2 protein-coding genes are annotated in these 20,739 nt (G+C 39.4%); both read left to right on the top strand.

The genetic code is table 11. From position 1 onward, the window contains the following. The first annotated feature begins 110 nt into the window (after window positions 1-110). Entirely contained in the window at window positions 111-635 is a 525-nt protein-coding gene (locus LPB136_RS04785; RefSeq protein ID WP_072555036.1) for an Fn3-like domain-containing protein, read from the top strand. A 39-nt stretch (window positions 636-674) separates the two neighbouring features. Next, window positions 675-20,735, top strand: coding sequence for a T9SS type B sorting domain-containing protein (locus LPB136_RS13980; protein ID WP_158009601.1), 20,061 nt, complete (start codon window positions 675-677; stop codon window positions 20,733-20,735). The last annotated feature ends 4 nt before the right edge of the window (window positions 20,736-20,739 follow it).

Genomic DNA, 20,739 nt, shown 5'->3' with positions numbered 1-20,739 from the left:
CCCGTATTTAGTTCCCCTAGGTTCTTAAGTACAGAATTTGTTTTAAAAAACAAGACAATTTTATTTAAGAATTTTATTGATAAGAATAATAATTGATAAAATGATTTATTATGAAAAGGGTAGTAAAATTATTAGGGTTAGTACTTTTAGTTCTTGTTAGTGTAAGTGGAGTAACTTATACTAAACCTTCAGTAGAAAAATTTCAAAACAAAACCAATTGCCTAGCTAAATTAGAAGTTATAGGAAATAAAACTAAGAAATCTTTGTCAAAAGAAAACGTTAGTTATAAACTACTCCTTACTAATTTATCTAAAAAGCCTTCAGTCTATTTGATTAGTATAAATGAAGATGTTGAAACTTGCCTTAAAAATATAAAAGAAGCAAAATCTTTTCACTCGAAAAATATGTTGCCCGTAAGTATATCATCTACGATAACCTATAATAATAAATCTTTTAAGGAAATTAATATTCTTCCTGGAGAAAAAAAGCAATTAAAAGTAACATTTAAAGCACCAAATAAAAACGTAAAAAATTATTGGAAGTGCTCCAAAGTAAGTGTTATGTCTAAAGAATGTAATAGCGTAATAACTTCAGTTAGTTTAAAAACTTATGTACCTGATCCTGAATTGAGATAAGTATTAAAGTTTTTAAAATAAAATTAAAGAAAAGGAGATATGAAAAAAATATTTACACAAAATAAAAGATACATTGGACTAATTCTAATGTTTTTTGCTTATACACTTACTTCATTTAGTCAAAATCTAACAATTAATAAAGACATTGTAGCAAATGGGCAAAACTGTAATCAATTTGACGTAACCTTAACAGTAACAGGTAATCCAGCAGTACAACCTCAAGAAGTTGTCTTATTAATAGATAATTCTGGAAGTATGGCAGATGAAATTACTATAAATGGACAAACCAAAACTTTATTAGAAGTTGCACAAGATGCCGCAAAAGATTTTGTAGAAAATATTTTTACAAATCAAAATGACCCAACTCAAGAAAATAAGGTTGCAATTGTTAGTTATAATTCCTTTGCCTCAACTGAAATTAATTTAACTGGAGGCGCTTCAAAACAAAGTATATTAGATCAGATTGATGATATAACCACAGGCGGATCAACAAACTTTGAAGATGCTTTAATAAAAGCAAAAGAGATTTTATCTCCTCCGGCTCCTCAAGCCACATTTAACTGTAGAACATCTAGAAGCATTATTTTATTTACAGATGGTGTAGCAAGATGGCACAATGGTTTAGGAACAAATGTTACTGGAGATGGTCAATGTAGTGATACTACTCTTGATACAGCATGTCAAACAAGAGCTTTTACTGCAGCTGATGATATAGAAACAATTACTGTAAATGGAGAAACTTACGATCAAAATATATTTACGGTAGGTTTTACAGGAACTCTTAGTAATGACCAAGAAAATGTATCAAGACATACGTTAGATAGAATTCAAAATGCAGGAGCATATTATACAGATGATGCTGCGGATTTATCAAATATTTATAATCAAATTTTAGGACAGTTAATCGCCGCAGCGACACCCTTACCTGGAGAGTCATTGGTAAATGATGTAATTTCTAGTGAATTTCAAATTGTGCCAAACTCATTATCATCTAGTAAGGGGACTTTTACTTCAACAGCGCAAGAAATAGATTGGTTTATTGATAGAGTTGCAAATGAATCTGTAATTTTAAATTATTCAATTGTTTCTACAGTTGAAGCTTGTGGGATTTCTGATCCAGGAACTTCAACAATTAATTATATAAACTCTGATTGTAGTATTGAAAATAGAGTATTTATAAATCCGGAAGTGTGTGTACCATGTCCTGAAGCTACAGCTTCAATTTCTAGGGATGAATGTAATACTTCCATAAATTATTCTGGAGTTATAGATCAATCGGGTTGTACGGCTGCAGCAAATGATTATTCTTGGGTGTTTTATTTAAATAATGTAGAAGTTGGTACTTCTAACCAATTATCAGGAACTTTTGATTATACAGGAATCAATGATTTTACAGGAACTTTTAAAGCTGAATTAACTTATGAAGGAACTTTTGATAATGGATGTATATTACCTGCTATAGTTGATGAAGGCTTTTTAAATCTACCAAGTCCAATCGAAATATCTGAAACTATTACACCTGTAACTTGTAATGGAGAAAGTAATGGAGCAATTAATATTTCTGTTTCTGAAGGTTATGGATCTTATCAATTTGAATGGAGTAATGGAGAAACAACACAAAATATTTCAGGATTATCTGCTGGTGATTATAGTGTTACAGTTACTGATGCTCAAGGTTGTATGTTTGCAACTGAAGACTTCACGGTAGTAGAGCCGGTTGCCTTAACAGCAACCGCAGTAGAAAATAGTCCTGTAGTTTGTAAAGGTGAATCAAACGGATCAGCAACGGTAACTGTTTCAGGAGGAAATGGAAGTTATACGTATTCTTGGGATAATAGTGCTTCAACCAGTGCAACTGCAACAGATTTATCAGCAGGATTGCATACAATTACAATAAAAGATAGTAAAGATTGTGAAACAACAACTACGGTAACGATATCAGAACCAGCGTTAGCTTTAATAGCAACCGCAGTAGAAAATAGTCCTGTAGTTTGTAAAGGTGAATCAAACGGATCAGCAACGGTAACTGTTTCAGGAGGAAATGGAAGTTATACGTATTCTTGGGATAATAGTGCTTCAACCAGTGCAACTGCAACAGATTTATCAGCAGGATTGCATACAATTACAATAAAAGATAGTAAAGATTGTGAAACAACAACTACGGTAACGATATCAGAACCAGCGTTAGCTTTAACAGCAACCGCAGTAGAAAATAGTCCTGTAGTTTGTAAAGGTGAATCAAACGGATCAGCAACGGTAACTGTTTCAGGAGGAAATGGAAGTTATACGTATTCTTGGGATAATAGTGCTTCAACCAGTGCAACTGCAACAGATTTATCAGCAGGATTGCATACAATTACAATAAAAGATAGTAAAGATTGTGAAACAACAACTACGGTAACGATATCAGAACCAGTGTTAGCTTTAACAGCAACGGCAGTAGAAAACAGCCCAGTAGTTTGTAAAGGTGAATCAAATGGATCAGCAACGGTAACGGCTTCAGGAGGAAATGGAAGTTATACGTATTCTTGGGATAATAGTGCTTCAACAAGTGCAACCGCAACAGATTTATCAGCAGGATTGCATACAATTACAATAAAAGATAGCAAAGATTGTGAAACTACAGCTACAGTAACAATTACAGAACCAGCGTTAGCTTTAATAGTAACCGCAGTAGAAAATAGTCCTGTAGTTTGTAAAGGTGAATCAAACGGATCAGCAACGGTAACTGTTTCGGGAGGAAATGGAAGTTATACGTATTCTTGGGATAATAGTGCTTCAACAAGTGCAACCGCAACAGATTTATCAGCAGGATTGCATACAATTACAATAAAAGATAGTAAAGATTGTGAAACAACAACTACGGTAACGATATCAGAACCAGCGTTAGCTTTAACAGCAACGGCAGTAGAAAATAGTCCAGTAGTTTGTAAAGGTGAATCAAACGGATCAGCAACGGTAACGGCTTCAGGAGGAAATGGAAGTTATACGTATTCTTGGGATAATAGTGCTTCAACAAGTGCAACCGCAACAGATTTATCAGCAGGATTGCATACAATTACAATAAAAGATAGCAAAGATTGTGAAACTACAGCTACAGTAACAATTACAGAACCAGCGTTAGCTTTAATAGCAACCGCAGTAGAAAATAGTCCTGTAGTTTGTAAAGGTGAATCAAACGGATCAGCAACGGTAACTGTTTCGGGAGGAAATGGAAGTTATACGTATTCTTGGGATAATAGTGCTTCAACAAGTGCAACCGCAACAGATTTATCAGCAGGATTGCATACAATTACAATAAAAGATAGTAAAGATTGTGAAACAACAACAACAGTAACAATTACAGAACCAGCGTTAGTTGAAGTTATAGCTACAGCTACAGATGAAACAGGAGTAGATTTTAATGATGGAACTTTAACCGCAAGTCCATCTGGAGGTTCAGGTACTTTTACTTATGTATGGGATTTGGTAGAATTAGAATCTGATGGATCTTCACAGGGGGGAATTTATAACACTGAAACCGTATCAAATGTACCGCCTGGAAGTTATTTAGTGACAATAACTGATTCTTTCGGGTGTACTGCAACAGATACAGCTGTTATTAATCCTTATAACTGTAATACAGCAGTAGTTATTGATTCAGTTATACCAACACCAGTAGGGTGTAAAGGAGAAAGTACAGGTTCTGCTGTGGCATCGGTTACAGCGTTAAATCCACCTTTAATTTATGCGTGGACAAATTCATCTAATAGTTCAGTTGGAACAAATTCTGCAACTTTATCAGGAGTTCCAACAGGAGTTTATACAGTAAAAGTAACAGATTCAAAAGGATGTTTTTCTGAAGCAACCGTTACTATTACAGAACCAAGTGAAGTATTGGTTGCTAATGCAAGTGTAGTATCGCATCAATTAACTTTAAATGGAACTGAAGGAAGTGTAACAGCAACTCCAACAGGAGGAACAACAGATTATACATACTCATGGGTAAATAGTAGTAATACTTCAGTAGGAACAACACAAACAGTTTCTGGTTTATTACCAGGAGATTATACGGTAACTGTAACAGATGAAAATGACTGTACAGCAATGGATACTGTTACAATCAATGCTATAAACTGTACAATTAGTTTAGAAGCTACCTTTACAGAAATATTTTGTAATGGAGAAAGCTCAACAGCAACAGCAACTGTTTCTAATGGTACAGCACCATTTACTTATACATGGAAAGACGCTTCAGGTACGACATTACAAACAACAACAGCATCAAACAATACTACAGATCAATTAACAGGATTATTAGCAGGTGTTTATACAGTATCAATAATAGATTCACAAGCTTGTCCTACAAATAAAACAATAACAATAACCGAACCGAACTTACTTAGTTTAGGAGCTGCAATAAACCCAGTATCATGTAAAAACGGTAATGACGGTTCTATTGAATTAACCGTAACTGGAGGAACTTTGGATTATACATATTCTTGGACAGGTCCTAATGGATTTACTTCTTCAAATAAAAATTTAATTTCTCTAGAAGATGGTACTTATAATGTTGTAGTAACCGACTCAAAAGGATGTACAGCAAATTTATCAAGAGAAATTACAGAACCAGATGCAATTGTAGAAGTAAGTATTTCAACTAATATGGCTAATGTTGTTTGTTTTGGTGATACTACAGGGCAGTTAACAGCAAGTACCACAGGAGGAACGGTAGGTTCATCGTCTGATTATACATATTCATGGACAGGTCCAAACGGATTTACGGCAACAACAGCAGTAATTAGTAATTTAGGAGCAGGAAATTATATCGTTATAGCAAAAGACTTAAATGGATGTGAAGCAACAGAAAGTTATGAGATTTTAGGAGTTACTGCAGCTTTATCAGCTTCTATTTCTAGCCAGGAAGATATTTCATGTGCAGGAACAGGATCAGTTACTATTCTTGCAGAAGGTGGAAAAGCGCCTTATTCTTACCTTATTACTGGAAATCAAACAGCTCAAAACACAGGAGTATTTAACAATTTAGAAGCAGGAACTTATACTGTAACAATAACTGATGATTATGGGTGTGAACAAACACAAGAGGTTACTATTTTAGAAAATTGTACGCTTGCTGTAAATGATTTCAATTTTGTATATGAAAATCAAAGTGTCTCAGGAAATGTTTTAACAAATGATGAAGATTTTGAAGGAGATACACAAACCGTAACTTCAACAACAGTAACAACAGCGCAAGGTGTTACAGTTAATATTAATGCTATAACAGGAGAATATACATATACAGCACCAGCAAATTATGTTGGAGAAGATAGTTTTACTTATACAATTGTAGATGATGGAAACCCGCTAGCGACTGATACAGCAACAGTTTATATTGAAGTTTTACCTGAAGGAAGCAATAATAACTTACCACCAATTGCAAATCCGGATACAAATATTACCAAAGAAAATACACAAGTTACAGGTACTGTTTTAAATAATGATTTTGATGTAGATGGAAACAATATAACAGTAACAAGTAATACAAACCCTTCAAACGGAACAGTATCAATAAACCCTAATGGAACATATACTTATAATCCAACTAATGGTTTTATTGGTGAAGACACATTTTCTTATACAATTTGTGATGATGGTACACCATCGTTATGTGATGAAACTACTGTTACAATAACTGTAATTTCAGATGAAATTGAAAATGTTACAATAGCAAATGATGATGCGTATATTACTGTTCCAGACAGAACAATTACTGGAAATGTTTTAAATAATGATTTTGATCCTGAGGGAAATACACAAACGGTTAATATAAATCCAGTTTCAGGACCAACAAATGGTACAGTACAATTAATGGCAAATGGAGAGTTTAGTTATACTCCAACAAGTCCAACATTTACAGGAACAGATGCATTTGTATATGAAATATGTGATAATGGTACACCACAAGATTGTGATCAAGCTACTGTTTATATTGCGGTTTCTTCGGTTTCAGATTTAAGTTTAACTAAAACTTCTGAATTAACAACAGATGCAGATGCAAGTACAACATTTACACCTTTTGATACGGTAACATTTGTTATAAAATTAAATAATGATGGACCAAGCGATGCAAATGGAGTTGAAGTTGAAGATCATTTACCAGATGGATATGAATTTGTTAGTGCAAATGCAGATGTTGGTTCTTTTGATAATAATACAGGTTTATGGAATGTTGGTACTATTACTAATCAACAAACAGCGACCTTAAATATTATAGCTACAATTAAAGCTTCAGGTGAATATGAAAATATAACTCAAGTTACAAAAAGTAATAATTTTGATCCAGATTCTACTCCCAATAATGATGACGGAGATCAAAGTGAAGATGATGAAGCAAATAATACTCCAGGCGGAGGAATTGATGATGCCTCAGACATCAGTTTAGACAAAACATCAGCGATTACGGTTGATGCGGATAATAGCACCACACCAAGTCCAGGCGATACGGTTGAGTTTACAATTTCCGTAAACAATAATGGACCAAACGATGCACCAGGCGTTGTGGTAACGGATCAAATACCAACAGGATACACGTTAACCAATAACACTGCAAGTCAAGGAAGTTACGATAGCAACACAGGAATTTGGACCATTGGAACCATAGCGAATCAAGCAACGGTAACCTTAACAATCACAGCAACGATTAATGCAACAGGAGAATACACGAACTTAGCTGAAGTAACGGCAAGTGATAACTTCGATCCAGATTCAACCCCAAACAATGGCGTAGATACGGACAATGATGGTAATGTAGAAAACGATCCAGACGATGAAGACGATGGAGATGGAGAATTACCAGGAGACGATGGCGTACAACCAACCTCAGACATCAGTTTAGACAAAACATCAGCAATTACGGTTGATGCGGATAATAGCACCACACCAAGTCCAGGCGATACGGTTGAGTTTACAATTTCCGTAAACAACAATGGCCCGAATGATGCACCAGGCGTTGTGGTAACGGATCAAATACCAACAGGATATACCTTAACAAGTAACACTGCAAGTCAAGGAAGTTACGATACCAACACAGGAGTTTGGACAATTGGAACCATAGCGAATCAAGCAACGGTAACCTTAGTAATCACAGCAACGATTAATGCAACAGGAGAATACACGAACTTAGCCGAAGTAACGGCAAGTGATAACTTCGATCCAGATTCAACCCCAAACAATGGCGTAGATACAGACAATGATGGCAACGTAGAAAACGATCCAGACGATGAAGATGATGGAGATGGAGAATTACCAGGAGACGATGGCGTACAACCAACGTCGGATATTAGTTTAGACAAAACATCAGCAATCACCGTTGATGCAGATAATAGCACCACACCAAGTCCAGGCGATACGGTTGAGTTTACAATTTCAGTAAACAACAACGGACCAAACGAAGCACCAGGCGTTGTGGTAACGGATCAAATCCCAACAGGATATACCTTAACAGACAACACTGCAAGTCAAGGAAGTTACGATACCAACACAGGAGTTTGGACAATTGGAACCATAGCGAATCAAGCAACGGTAACCTTAACAATCACAGCAACGATTAATGCAACAGGAGAATACACGAACTTAGCCGAAGTAACGGCAAGTGATAACTTCGATCCAGATTCAACCCCAAACAATGGCGTAGATACAGACAATGATGGCAACGTAGAAAACGATCCAGACGATGAAGATGATGGAGATGGAGAATTACCAGGAGACGATGGCGTACAACCAACGTCGGATATCAGTTTAGACAAAACATCAGCAATCACCGTTGATGCAGATAATAGCACCACACCAAGTCCAGGCGATACGGTTGAGTTTACAATTTCAGTAAACAACAACGGACCAAACGAAGCACCAGGCGTTGTGGTAACGGATCAAATCCCAACAGGATATACCTTAACAGACAACACTGCAAGTCAAGGAAGTTACGATACCAACACAGGAGTTTGGACAATTGGAACCATAGCGAATCAAGCAACGGTAACCTTAACAATCACAGCAACGATTAATGCAACAGGAGAATACACGAACTTAGCCGAAGTAACGGCAAGTGATAACTTCGATCCAGATTCAACCCCAAACAATGGCGTAGATACGGACAATGATGGAAATGTAGAAAACGATCCAGACGATGAAGATGATGGAGATGGAGAATTACCAGGAGACGATGGCGTACAACCAACGTCGGATATCAGTTTAGACAAAACATCAGCAATTACGAACGATGCAGATGCAAGTACCACACCAAGTCCAGGCGATACGGTTGAGTTTACAATTTCAGTAAACAACAACGGACCAAACGAAGCACCAGGCGTTGTGGTAACGGATGAATTACCAGATGGATATACCATGACAGGTAATACGCCAAGTCAAGGAAGTTACGATAGCAACACAGGAATTTGGACCATTGGAACGATAGCAAACCAAGCAACGGTAACCTTAACAATCACAGCAACGATTAATGCAACAGGAGAGTATACGAACCTAGCGGAAGTAACGGCAAGTGATAACTTCGATCCAGATTCTACACCAAACAATGGCGTAGATACGGACAATGATGGAAATGTAGAAAACGATCCCGATGATGAAGATGATGGAGATGGAGAATTACCAGGAGACGATGGCGTACAACCAACCTCAGACATCAGTTTAGACAAAACATCAGCGATTACGGTTGATGCGGATAATAGCACCACACCAAGTCCAGGCGATACGGTTGAGTTTACAATTTCAGTAAACAACAATGGCCCGAATGAAGCACCAGGCGTTGTGGTAACGGATCAAATCCCAACAGGATATACCTTAACAGACAACACACCAAGTCAAGGAAGTTACGATACCAACACAGGGGTTTGGACAATTGGAACCATAGCGAATCAAGCAACGGTAACCTTAGTAATCACAGCAACGATTAATGCAACAGGAGAATACACGAACTTAGCGGAAGTAACGGCAAGTGATAACTTCGATCCAGATTCAACCCCAAACAATGGCGTAGATACGGACAATGATGGCAACGTAGAAAACGATCCAGATGATGAAGATGATGGAGATGGAGAAGAGCCAGGAGACGATGGCGTACAACCAACGTCGGATATCAGTTTAGACAAAACATCAGCGATTACGGTTGATGCGGATAATAGCACCACACCAAGTCCAGGCGACACGGTTGAGTTTACAATTTCCGTAAACAACAACGGACCAAACGAAGCACCAGGCGTTGTGGTAACGGATCAAATCCCAACAGGATACACGTTAACAAATAACACCGCAAGTCAAGGAAGTTACGATACCAACACAGGAGTTTGGACAATTGGAACCATAGCGAATCAAGCAACGGTAACCTTAACAATCACAGCAACGATTAATGCAACAGGAGAATACACGAACTTAGCTGAAGTAACGGCAAGTGATAACTTCGATCCAGATTCTACACCAAACAATGGCGTAGATACGGACAATGATGGAAATGTAGAAGACGATGCAGATGATGAAGATGATGGCGATGGAGAAATCCCAGGAGACGATGGAGTACAACCAACTTCAGACATCAGTTTAGACAAAACATCAGCAATCACCTTTGATGCCGATAATAGCACAACCCCAAGTCCAGGCGATACGGTTGAGTTTACAATTTCCGTAAACAACAATGGCCCGAATGAAGCACCAGGCGTTGTGGTAACGGATCAAATACCAACAGGATATACCTTAACAAATAACACTGCAAGTCAAGGAAGTTACGATAGCAACACAGGAATTTGGACCATTGGAACGATAGCAAACCAAGCAACAGTAACACTAACAATCACAGCAACGATTAATGCAACAGGAGAGTATACGAACCTAGCGGAAGTAACGGCAAGTGATAACTTTGATCCAGATTCAACCCCAAACAATGGTGTTGATACAGACAATGATGGCAACGTAGAAAACGATCCAGACGATGAAGATGATGGAGACGGGGAATTACCAGGAGACGATGGTGTACAACCAACCTCAGATATCAGTTTAGACAAAACATCAGCAATTACGAACGATGCAGATGCAAGTACAACACCAAGTCCAGGCGATACGGTTGAGTTTACCATATCAGTAAACAACAACGGCCCGAACGAAGCACCAGGCGTTGTGGTAACGGATCAAATCCCAACAGGATACACGTTAACCAATAACACTGCAAGTCAAGGAAGTTACGATAGCAACACAGGAGTTTGGACAATCGGAACGATAGCAAACCAAGCAACAGTAACACTAACAATCACAGCAACGATTAATGCAACAGGAGAGTATACGAACCTAGCGGAAGTAACGGCAAGTGATAACTTTGATCCAGATTCAACCCCAAACAATGGTGTTGATACAGACAATGATGGCAACGTAGAAAACGATCCAGACGATGAAGATGATGGAGACGGGGAATTACCAGGAGACGATGGTGTACAACCAACCTCAGATATCAGTTTAGACAAAACATCAGCAATTACGAACGATGCAGATGCAAGTACAACACCAAGTCCAGGCGATACGGTTGAGTTTACCATATCAGTAAACAACAACGGCCCGAACGAAGCACCAGGCGTTGTGGTAACGGATCAAATCCCAACAGGATACACGTTAACCAATAACACTGCAAGTCAAGGAAGTTACGATAGCAACACAGGAGTTTGGACAATCGGAACGATAGCAAACCAAGCAACAGTAACACTAACAATCACAGCAACGATTAATGCAACAGGAGAGTATACGAACCTAGCGGAAGTAACGGCAAGTGATAACTTTGATCCAGATTCAACCCCAAACAATGGCGTAGATACGGACAATGATGGAAATGTAGAAGACGATGCAGATGATGAAGATGATGGAGACGGGGAATTACCAGGAGACGATGGTGTACAACCAACCTCAGATATCAGTTTAGACAAAACATCAGCAATCACCGTTGATGCGGATAATAGTGGAACACCAAGTCCAGGCGACACGGTTGAGTTTACAATTTCAGTAAACAACAACGGCCCGAACGAAGCACCAGGCGTTGTGGTAACGGATCAAATCCCAACAGGATACACGTTAACCAATAACACTGCAAGTCAAGGAAGTTACGATAGCAACACAGGAGTTTGGACCATCGGAACGATAGCAAACCAAGCAACAGTAACACTAACAATCACAGCAACGATTAATGCAACAGGAGAGTATACGAACCTAGCGGAAGTAACGGCAAGTGATAACTTCGATCCAGATTCTACCCCAAACAATGGCGTAGATACGGACAATGATGGAAACGTAGAAAACGATCCAGACGATGAAGATGATGGAGATGGAGAATTACCAGGAGACGATGGCGTACAACCAACCTCAGATATCAGTTTAGACAAAACATCAGCAATCACCGTTGATGCGGATAATAGCACCACACCAAGTCCAGGCGACACGGTTGAGTTTACAATTTCAGTAAACAACAACGGCCCGAACGAAGCACCAGGCGTTGTGGTAACGGATGAATTACCAGATGGATATACCATGACAGGTAATACGCCAAGTCAAGGAAGTTACGATACCAACACAGGAGTTTGGACAATTGGAACCATAGCGAATCAAGCAACGGTAACCTTAACAATCACAGCAACGATTAATGCAACAGGAGAATACACGAACTTAGCTGAAGTAACGGCAAGTGATAACTTCGATCCAGATTCTACACCAAACAATGGCGTAGATACAGACAATGATGGAAATGTAGAAAACGATCCTGACGATGAAGACGATGGAGATGGAGAATTACCAGGAGACGATGGCGTACAACCAACGTCGGATATCAGTTTAGATAAAACATCAGCGATTACGGTTGATGCGGATAATAGCACCACACCAAGTCCAGGCGACACGGTTGAGTTTACAATTTCAGTAAACAACAACGGCCCGAATGAAGCACCAGGCGTTGTGGTAACGGATCAAATACCAACAGGATACACGTTAACCAATAACACTGCAAGTCAAGGAAGTTACGATACCAACACAGGAATTTGGACCATTGGAACGATAGCAAACCAAGCAACGGTAACCTTAGTAATCACAGCAACGATTAATGCAACAGGAGAATACACGAACCTAGCGGAAGTAACGGCAAGTGATAACTTCGATCCAGATTCAACCCCAAACAATGGCGTAGATACAGACAATGATGGAAACGTAGAAAACGATCCAGACGATGAAGACGATGGAGATGGAGAATTACCAGGAGACGATGGCGTACAACCAACGTCGGATATCAGTTTAGACAAAACATCAGCAATTACGAACGATGCAGATGCAAGTACAACACCAAGTCCAGGCGATACGGTTGAGTTTACAATTTCAGTAAACAACAACGGACCAAACGAAGCACCAGGCGTTGTGGTAACGGATGAATTACCAGATGGATATACCATGACAGGTAATACGCCAAGTCAAGGAAGTTACGATACCAACACAGGAGTTTGGACAATTGGAACCATAGCAAACCAAGCAACAGTAACACTAACAATCACAGCAACGATTAATGCAACAGGAGAATACACGAACTTAGCTGAAGTAACGGCAAGTGATAATTTCGATCCAGATTCTACACCAAACAATGGCGTAGATACAGACAATGATGGAAACGTAGAAAACGATCCAGACGATGAAGACGATGGAGATGGAGAAATCCCAGGAGACGATGGTGTACAACCAACCTCAGACATCAGTTTAGACAAAACATCAGCAATCACCGTTGATGCAGATAATAGCACAACACCAAGTCCAGGCGATACGGTTGAATTTACAATTTCAGTAAACAACAACGGACCAAACGAAGCACCAGGCGTTGTGGTAACGGATCAAATCCCAACAGGATACACGTTAACAAATAACACTGCAAGTCAAGGAAGTTACGATACCAACACAGGGGTTTGGACAATTGGAAGCATAGCGAATCAAGCAACGGTAACCTTAGTTATTGAAGCAACGATTAATGCTACAGGAGAATACACGAACCTAGCGGAAGTAACGGCAAGTGATAACTTCGATCCAGATTCAACCCCAAACAATGGCGTAGATACGGACAATGATGGAAATGTAGAAAACGATCCAGACGATGAAGACGATGGAGATGGAGAAATCCCAGGAGACGATGGTGTACAACCAACCTCAGACATCAGTTTAGACAAAACATCAGCAATCACAGTTGATGCAGATAATAGCACCACACCAAGTCCAGGCGACACGGTTGAGTTTACAATTTCAGTAAACAACAACGGCCCGAATGAAGCACCAGGCGTTGTGGTAACGGATGAATTACCAGATGGATATACCATGACAGGTAATACGCCAAGTCAAGGAAGTTACGATACCAACACAGGAGTTTGGACAATTGGAACCATAGCAAACCAAGCAACGGTAACACTAACAATCACAGCAACGATTAATGCAACAGGAGAATACACGAACTTAGCCGAAGTAACGGCAAGTGATAACTTCGATCCAGATTCTACACCAAACAATGGCGTAGATACGGACAATGATGGAAATGTAGAAGACGATGCAGATGATGAAGATGATGGAGATGGAGAATTACCAGGAGACGATGGCGTACAACCAACCTCAGACATCAGTTTAGACAAAACATCAGCGATTACGGTTGATGCGGATAATAGCACCACACCAAGTCCAGGCGACACGGTTGAGTTTACAATTTCAGTAAACAACAACGGCCCGAATGAAGCACCAGGCGTTGTGGTAACGGATCAAATACCAACAGGATACACGTTAACCAATAACACTGCAAGTCAAGGAAGTTACGATACCAACACAGGAATTTGGACCATTGGAACGATAGCAAACCAAGCAACGGTAACCTTAGTAATCACAGCAACGATTAATGCAACAGGAGAATACACGAACTTAGCTGAAGTAACGGCAAGTGATAACTTCGATCCAGATTCAACCCCAAACAATGGCGTAGATACGGACAATGATGGAAATGTAGAAAACGATCCAGACGATGAAGACGATGGAGATGGAGAATTACCAGGAGACGATGGCGTACAACCAACCTCAGACATCAGTTTAGACAAAACATCAGCGATTACGGTTGATGCGGATAATAGCACCACACCAAGTCCAGGCGACACGGTTGAGTTTACAATTTCAGTAAACAACAACGGCCCGAACGAAGCACCAGGCGTTGTGGTAACGGATGAATTACCAGATGGATATACCATGACAGGTAATACGCCAAGTCAAGGAAGTTACGATACCAACACAGGAGTTTGGACAATTGGAACCATAGCGAATCAAGCAACGGTAACCTTAACAATCACAGCAACGATTAATGCAACAGGAGAATACACGAACTTAGCTGAAGTAACGGCAAGTGATAACTTCGATCCAGATTCTACACCAAACAATGGCGTAGATACAGACAATGATGGAAATGTAGAAAACGATCCTGACGATGAAGACGATGGAGATGGAGAATTACCAGGAGACGATGGCGTACAACCAACGTCGGATATCAGTTTAGACAAAACATCAGCAATTACGAACGATGCAGATGCAAGTACAACACCAAGTCCAGGCGACACGGTTGAGTTTACAATTTCAGTAAACAACAACGGCCCGAACGAAGCACCAGGCGTTGTGGTAACGGATCAAATCCCAACAGGATACACGTTAACCAATAACACTGCAAGTCAAGGAAGTTACGATAGCAACACAGGAGTTTGGACCATCGGAACGATAGCAAACCAAGCAACAGTAACACTAACAATCACAGCAACGATTAATGCAACAGGAGAGTATACGAACCTAGCGGAAGTAACGGCAAGTGATAACTTCGATCCAGATTCTACCCCAAACAATGGCGTAGATACGGACAATGATGGAAACGTAGAAAACGATCCAGACGATGAAGATGATGGAGATGGAGAATTACCAGGAGACGATGGCGTACAACCAACCTCAGATATCAGTTTAGACAAAACATCAGCAATCACCGTTGATGCGGATAATAGCACCACACCAAGTCCAGGCGACACGGTTGAGTTTACAATTTCAGTAAACAACAACGGCCCGAACGAAGCACCAGGCGTTGTGGTAACGGATGAATTACCAGATGGATATACCATGACAGGTAATACGCCAAGTCAAGGAAGTTACGATACCAACACAGGAGTTTGGACAATTGGAACCATAGCGAATCAAGCAACGGTAACCTTAACAATCACAGCAACGATTAATGCAACAGGAGAATACACGAACTTAGCTGAAGTAACGGCAAGTGATAACTTCGATCCAGATTCTACACCAAACAATGGCGTAGATACAGACAATGATGGAAATGTAGAAAACGATCCTGACGATGAAGACGATGGAGATGGAGAATTACCAGGAGACGATGGCGTACAACCAACCTCAGATATCAGTTTAGACAAAACATCAGCAATCACCGTTGATGCGGATAATAGCACCACACCAAGTCCAGGCGACACGGTTGAGTTTACAATTTCAGTAAACAACAACGGCCCGAACGAAGCACCAGGCGTTGTGGTAACGGATGAATTACCAGATGGATATACCATGACAGGTAATACGCCAAGTCAAGGAAGTTACGATACCAACACAGGAGTTTGGACAATTGGAACCATAGCGAATCAAGCAACGGTAACCTTAACAATCACAGCAACGATTAATGCAACAGGAGAATACACGAACTTAGCTGAAGTAACGGCAAGTGATAACTTCGATCCAGATTCTACACCAAACAATGGCGTAGATACAGACAATGATGGAAATGTAGAAAACGATCCTGACGATGAAGACGATGGAGATGGAGAATTACCAGGAGACGATGGCGTACAACCAACGTCGGATATCAGTTTAGACAAAACATCAGCAATTACGAACGATGCAGATGCAAGTACAACACCAAGTCCAGGCGATACGGTTGAGTTTACAATTTCCGTAAACAACAACGGCCCGAACGAAGCACCAGGCGTTGTGGTAACGGATGAATTACCAGATGGATATACCATGACAGGTAATACGCCAAGTCAAGGAAGTTACGATACCAACACAGGAGTTTGGACAATTGGAACCATAGCGAATCAAGCAACGGTAACCTTAACAATCACAGCAACGATTAATGCAACAGGAGAATACACGAACTTAGCCGAAGTAACGGCAAGTGATAACTTCGATCCAGATTCTACACCAAACAATGGCGTAGATACAGACAATGATGGCAACGTAGAAAACGATCCCGATGATGAAGATGATGGAGATGGAGAATTACCAGGAGACGATGGCGTACAACCAACGTCGGATATCAGTTTAGACAAAACATCAGCAATTACGAACGATGCAGATGCAAGTACAACACCAAGTCCAGGCGATACGGTTGAGTTTACAATTTCAGTAAACAACAACGGACCAAACGAAGCACCAGGCGTTGTGGTAACGGATCAAATCCCAACAGGATATACCTTAACAGACAACACTGCAAGTCAAGGAAGTTACGATACCAACACAGGAGTTTGGACAATTGGAACCATAGCGAATCAAGCAACGGTAACCTTAACAATCACAGCAACGATTAATGCAACAGGAGAATACACGAACTTAGCCGAAGTAACGGCAAGTGATAACTTCGATCCAGATTCAACCCCAAACAATGGCGTAGATACGGACAATGATGGAAATGTAGAAAACGATCCAGACGATGAAGATGATGGAGATGGAGAATTACCAGGAGACGATGGCGTACAACCAACGTCGGATATCAGTTTAGACAAAACATCAGCAATTACGAACGATGCAGATGCAAGTACAACACCAAGTCCAGGCGATACGGTTGAGTTTACAATTTCCGTAAACAACAACGGCCCGAACGAAGCACCAGGCGTTGTGGTAACGGATGAATTACCAGATGGATATACCATGACAGGTAATACGCCAAGTCAAGGAAGTTACGATAGCAACACAGGAATTTGGACCATTGGAACGATAGCAAACCAAGCAACGGTAACCTTAACAATCACAGCAACGATTAATGCAACAGGAGAGTATACGAACCTAGCGGAAGTAACGGCAAGTGATAACTTCGATCCAGATTCTACACCAAACAATGGCGTAGATACGGACAATGATGGAAATGTAGAAAACGATCCCGATGATGAAGATGATGGAGATGGAGAATTACCAGGAGACGATGGCGTACAACCAACCTCAGACATCAGTTTAGACAAAACATCAGCGATTACGGTTGATGCGGATAATAGCACCACACCAAGTCCAGGCGATACGGTTGAGTTTACAATTTCAGTAAACAACAATGGCCCGAATGAAGCACCAGGCGTTGTGGTAACGGATCAAATCCCAACAGGATATACCTTAACAGACAACACACCAAGTCAAGGAAGTTACGATACCAACACAGGGGTTTGGACAATTGGAACCATAGCGAATCAAGCAACGGTAACCTTAGTAATCACAGCAACGATTAATGCAACAGGAGAATACACGAACTTAGCGGAAGTAACGGCAAGTGATAACTTCGATCCAGATTCAACACCAAACAATGGCGTAGATACGGACAATGATGGCAACGTAGAAAACGATCCAGATGATGAAGATGATGGAGATGGAGAAGAGCCAGGAGACGATGGCGTTCAACCAACATCAGACATCAGTTTAGATAAAACTTCTGAAGTAATAGTTGATGCTGACGCAAGTGGAACACCAACACCAAACGATACAGTTGTATTTACGGTAAGTGTAACTAATAACGGACCCAATGATGCAACAGGTATAGCAGTAACCGATCAATTACCAGATGGTTACACAATGCTAGGTAACACAGCAAGTCAAGGAACCTATGATACAACAACCGGAGTTTGGGCAATTGGAACGATTACGAACCAAGCAACAGTAACGTTGGCAGTAGAAGCAATAATTAATGCAACAGGAGATTATGTAAACTTAGCGGAAGTAACAGCAAGTGATAATTTTGACCCAGATTCAACACCAGACAATGGCGTAGATACGGACAATGATGGCAATGTAGAAAACGATCCAGATGATGAAGATGATGGAGATGGAGAAATCCCAGGAGACGATGGTGTACAACCAACATCAGACATCAGTTTAGATAAAACTTCTGAAGTAACAGTTGATGCTGACGCAAGTGGAACACCAACACCAAACGATACAGTTGTATTTACGGTAAGTGTAACTAATAACGGACCCAATGATGCAACAGGCATAGCAGTAACCGATCAATTACCAGATGGTTACACAATGCTAGGTAACACAGCAAGTCAAGGAACCTATGATACAACAACCGGAGTTTGGGCAATTGGAACGATTGCGAACCAAGCAACAGTAACGTTGGCAGTAGAAGCAATAATTAATGCAACAGGAGATTATGTAAACTTAGCCGAAGTAACGGCGAGTGATAATTTTGATCCAGATTCTACACCAAACAATGGCGTAGATACAGACAATGATGGAAACGTAGAAAACGATCCAGATGATGAAGATGATGGAGATGGAGAAGAGCCAGGAGAAGATGGGGTTCAACCAACATCAGACATCAGTTTAGATAAAAAAGTAGTATTAATTACTGATGCTGATGGAAGTGGTGGGCCAACACCTTTTGATACAGTTGAATTTACAATAACTGTAACTAATAGTGGGCCTAATAATGCTACTGGGATTGTTGTAAAAGATGAATTGCCAGCTGGTTATACAATGGTGAATTCTAGTACGACAACAGGTACAGTTTATGCTAGTACAGAATGGACTATTCCAACTTTAGGTATTAACGAATCTGTAGTTTTAACTGTTTTAGCTACAATAAATCCTGATGGGCCATTCACTAATTTTGCTGAAGTAATTGCAAGTGATAATTTTGATCCAGACTCTACACCAAACAATGGTATTCTTTCTGAAGATGACCACGATTCTGCTGATCCAAAAGTTAAATTTGTATCTGATTTAAGAATAGATTTAACTTCTGATAAAGAAGTTGCAGATGTTGGTGAAACTGTAGTATATACTATAGAGTTAACTAATGATGGGCCAAATAGAAGTACAAATGTTAGAGTAAAAAGTCTTTTACCATCTGGATTGGAATATATCATTCATAGAAATGGAAATTATAATGTACAAGATGGAATTTGGGAAATAGGTGATATAGAAGTTGATGAAACGAAAAAATTAGAAATTGATGTAACTGTTCTAACACCTCAACTTTTAGATAATGAGCATCTTGTAGAAGCAGAAGTTGTTCGTAGTATTAATTTTGACCCAGATAGTACACCAAACAACGGAGTTATTACTGAAGATGATTACGATAGTATTCTGTTAAGATTACCAATAGATTTAAGTATAACTAAAACTGTTGATGAAGTTAATCCGATTGTAAATCATGAAGTTATGTTTACTATTTCAGTTACAAATCCTACAGTAATGGAAGCAACTGGAGTAATTGTAGAAGATTTATTACCAGAAGGATATATTTATGTATCTCATACAACAGATGCACCAGGAAGCACCTATAATGATACAAATGGTGAATGGAATATTGGAACAGTTCCAGGAAACACAACTGTAACTTTATTATTAACTGTTCAAGTTAATGAATTTGCAGATTATCCAAGTGGAGATTATATTAATACTACTACAATTATAAATGTAGATCAGGATGATTTTGTATCAGATAATAATATTGATACAGCAGAAACTAAACCAATTTGTTTAACAATTTATAATGTATTTAGTCCAAATGGAGATGGAGTAAATGATTATTTTAAAATAGATTGTTTGGATAAATATCCTAATAACACATTACAAATCTATAATAGATGGGGGAGAGAAGTCTATAATGTTAAAGGTTATGATAATAAATGGACAGGGATATCAAATGGAAATAATGTAATAAATAGAAAAGAAGGTCTTCCAGATGGTACATATTTCTATATCCTAAATTTAGGAGATGGCTTCCCTCAGTTTAAAGGATGGTTAACAATAAGCAGAGGACAATAAAAGA

The organism is Tenacibaculum todarodis, from assembly GCF_001889045.1.
Classification (GTDB): domain Bacteria; phylum Bacteroidota; class Bacteroidia; order Flavobacteriales; family Flavobacteriaceae; genus Polaribacter; species Polaribacter todarodis.
The sequence above is the reverse complement of the archived record's forward strand: the minus strand, read 5'-3'. Positions and strand labels throughout refer to the sequence as shown.

Excerpts from the sequence above, each read along its gene's own strand:
- LPB136_RS13980 (WP_158009601.1), top strand. The coding sequence starts at position 675 with ATGAAAAAAATATTTACACAAAATAAAAGATACATTGGACTAATTCTA.
- LPB136_RS04785 (WP_072555036.1), top strand. The coding sequence starts at position 111 with ATGAAAAGGGTAGTAAAATTATTAGGGTTAGTACTTTTAGTTCTTGTT.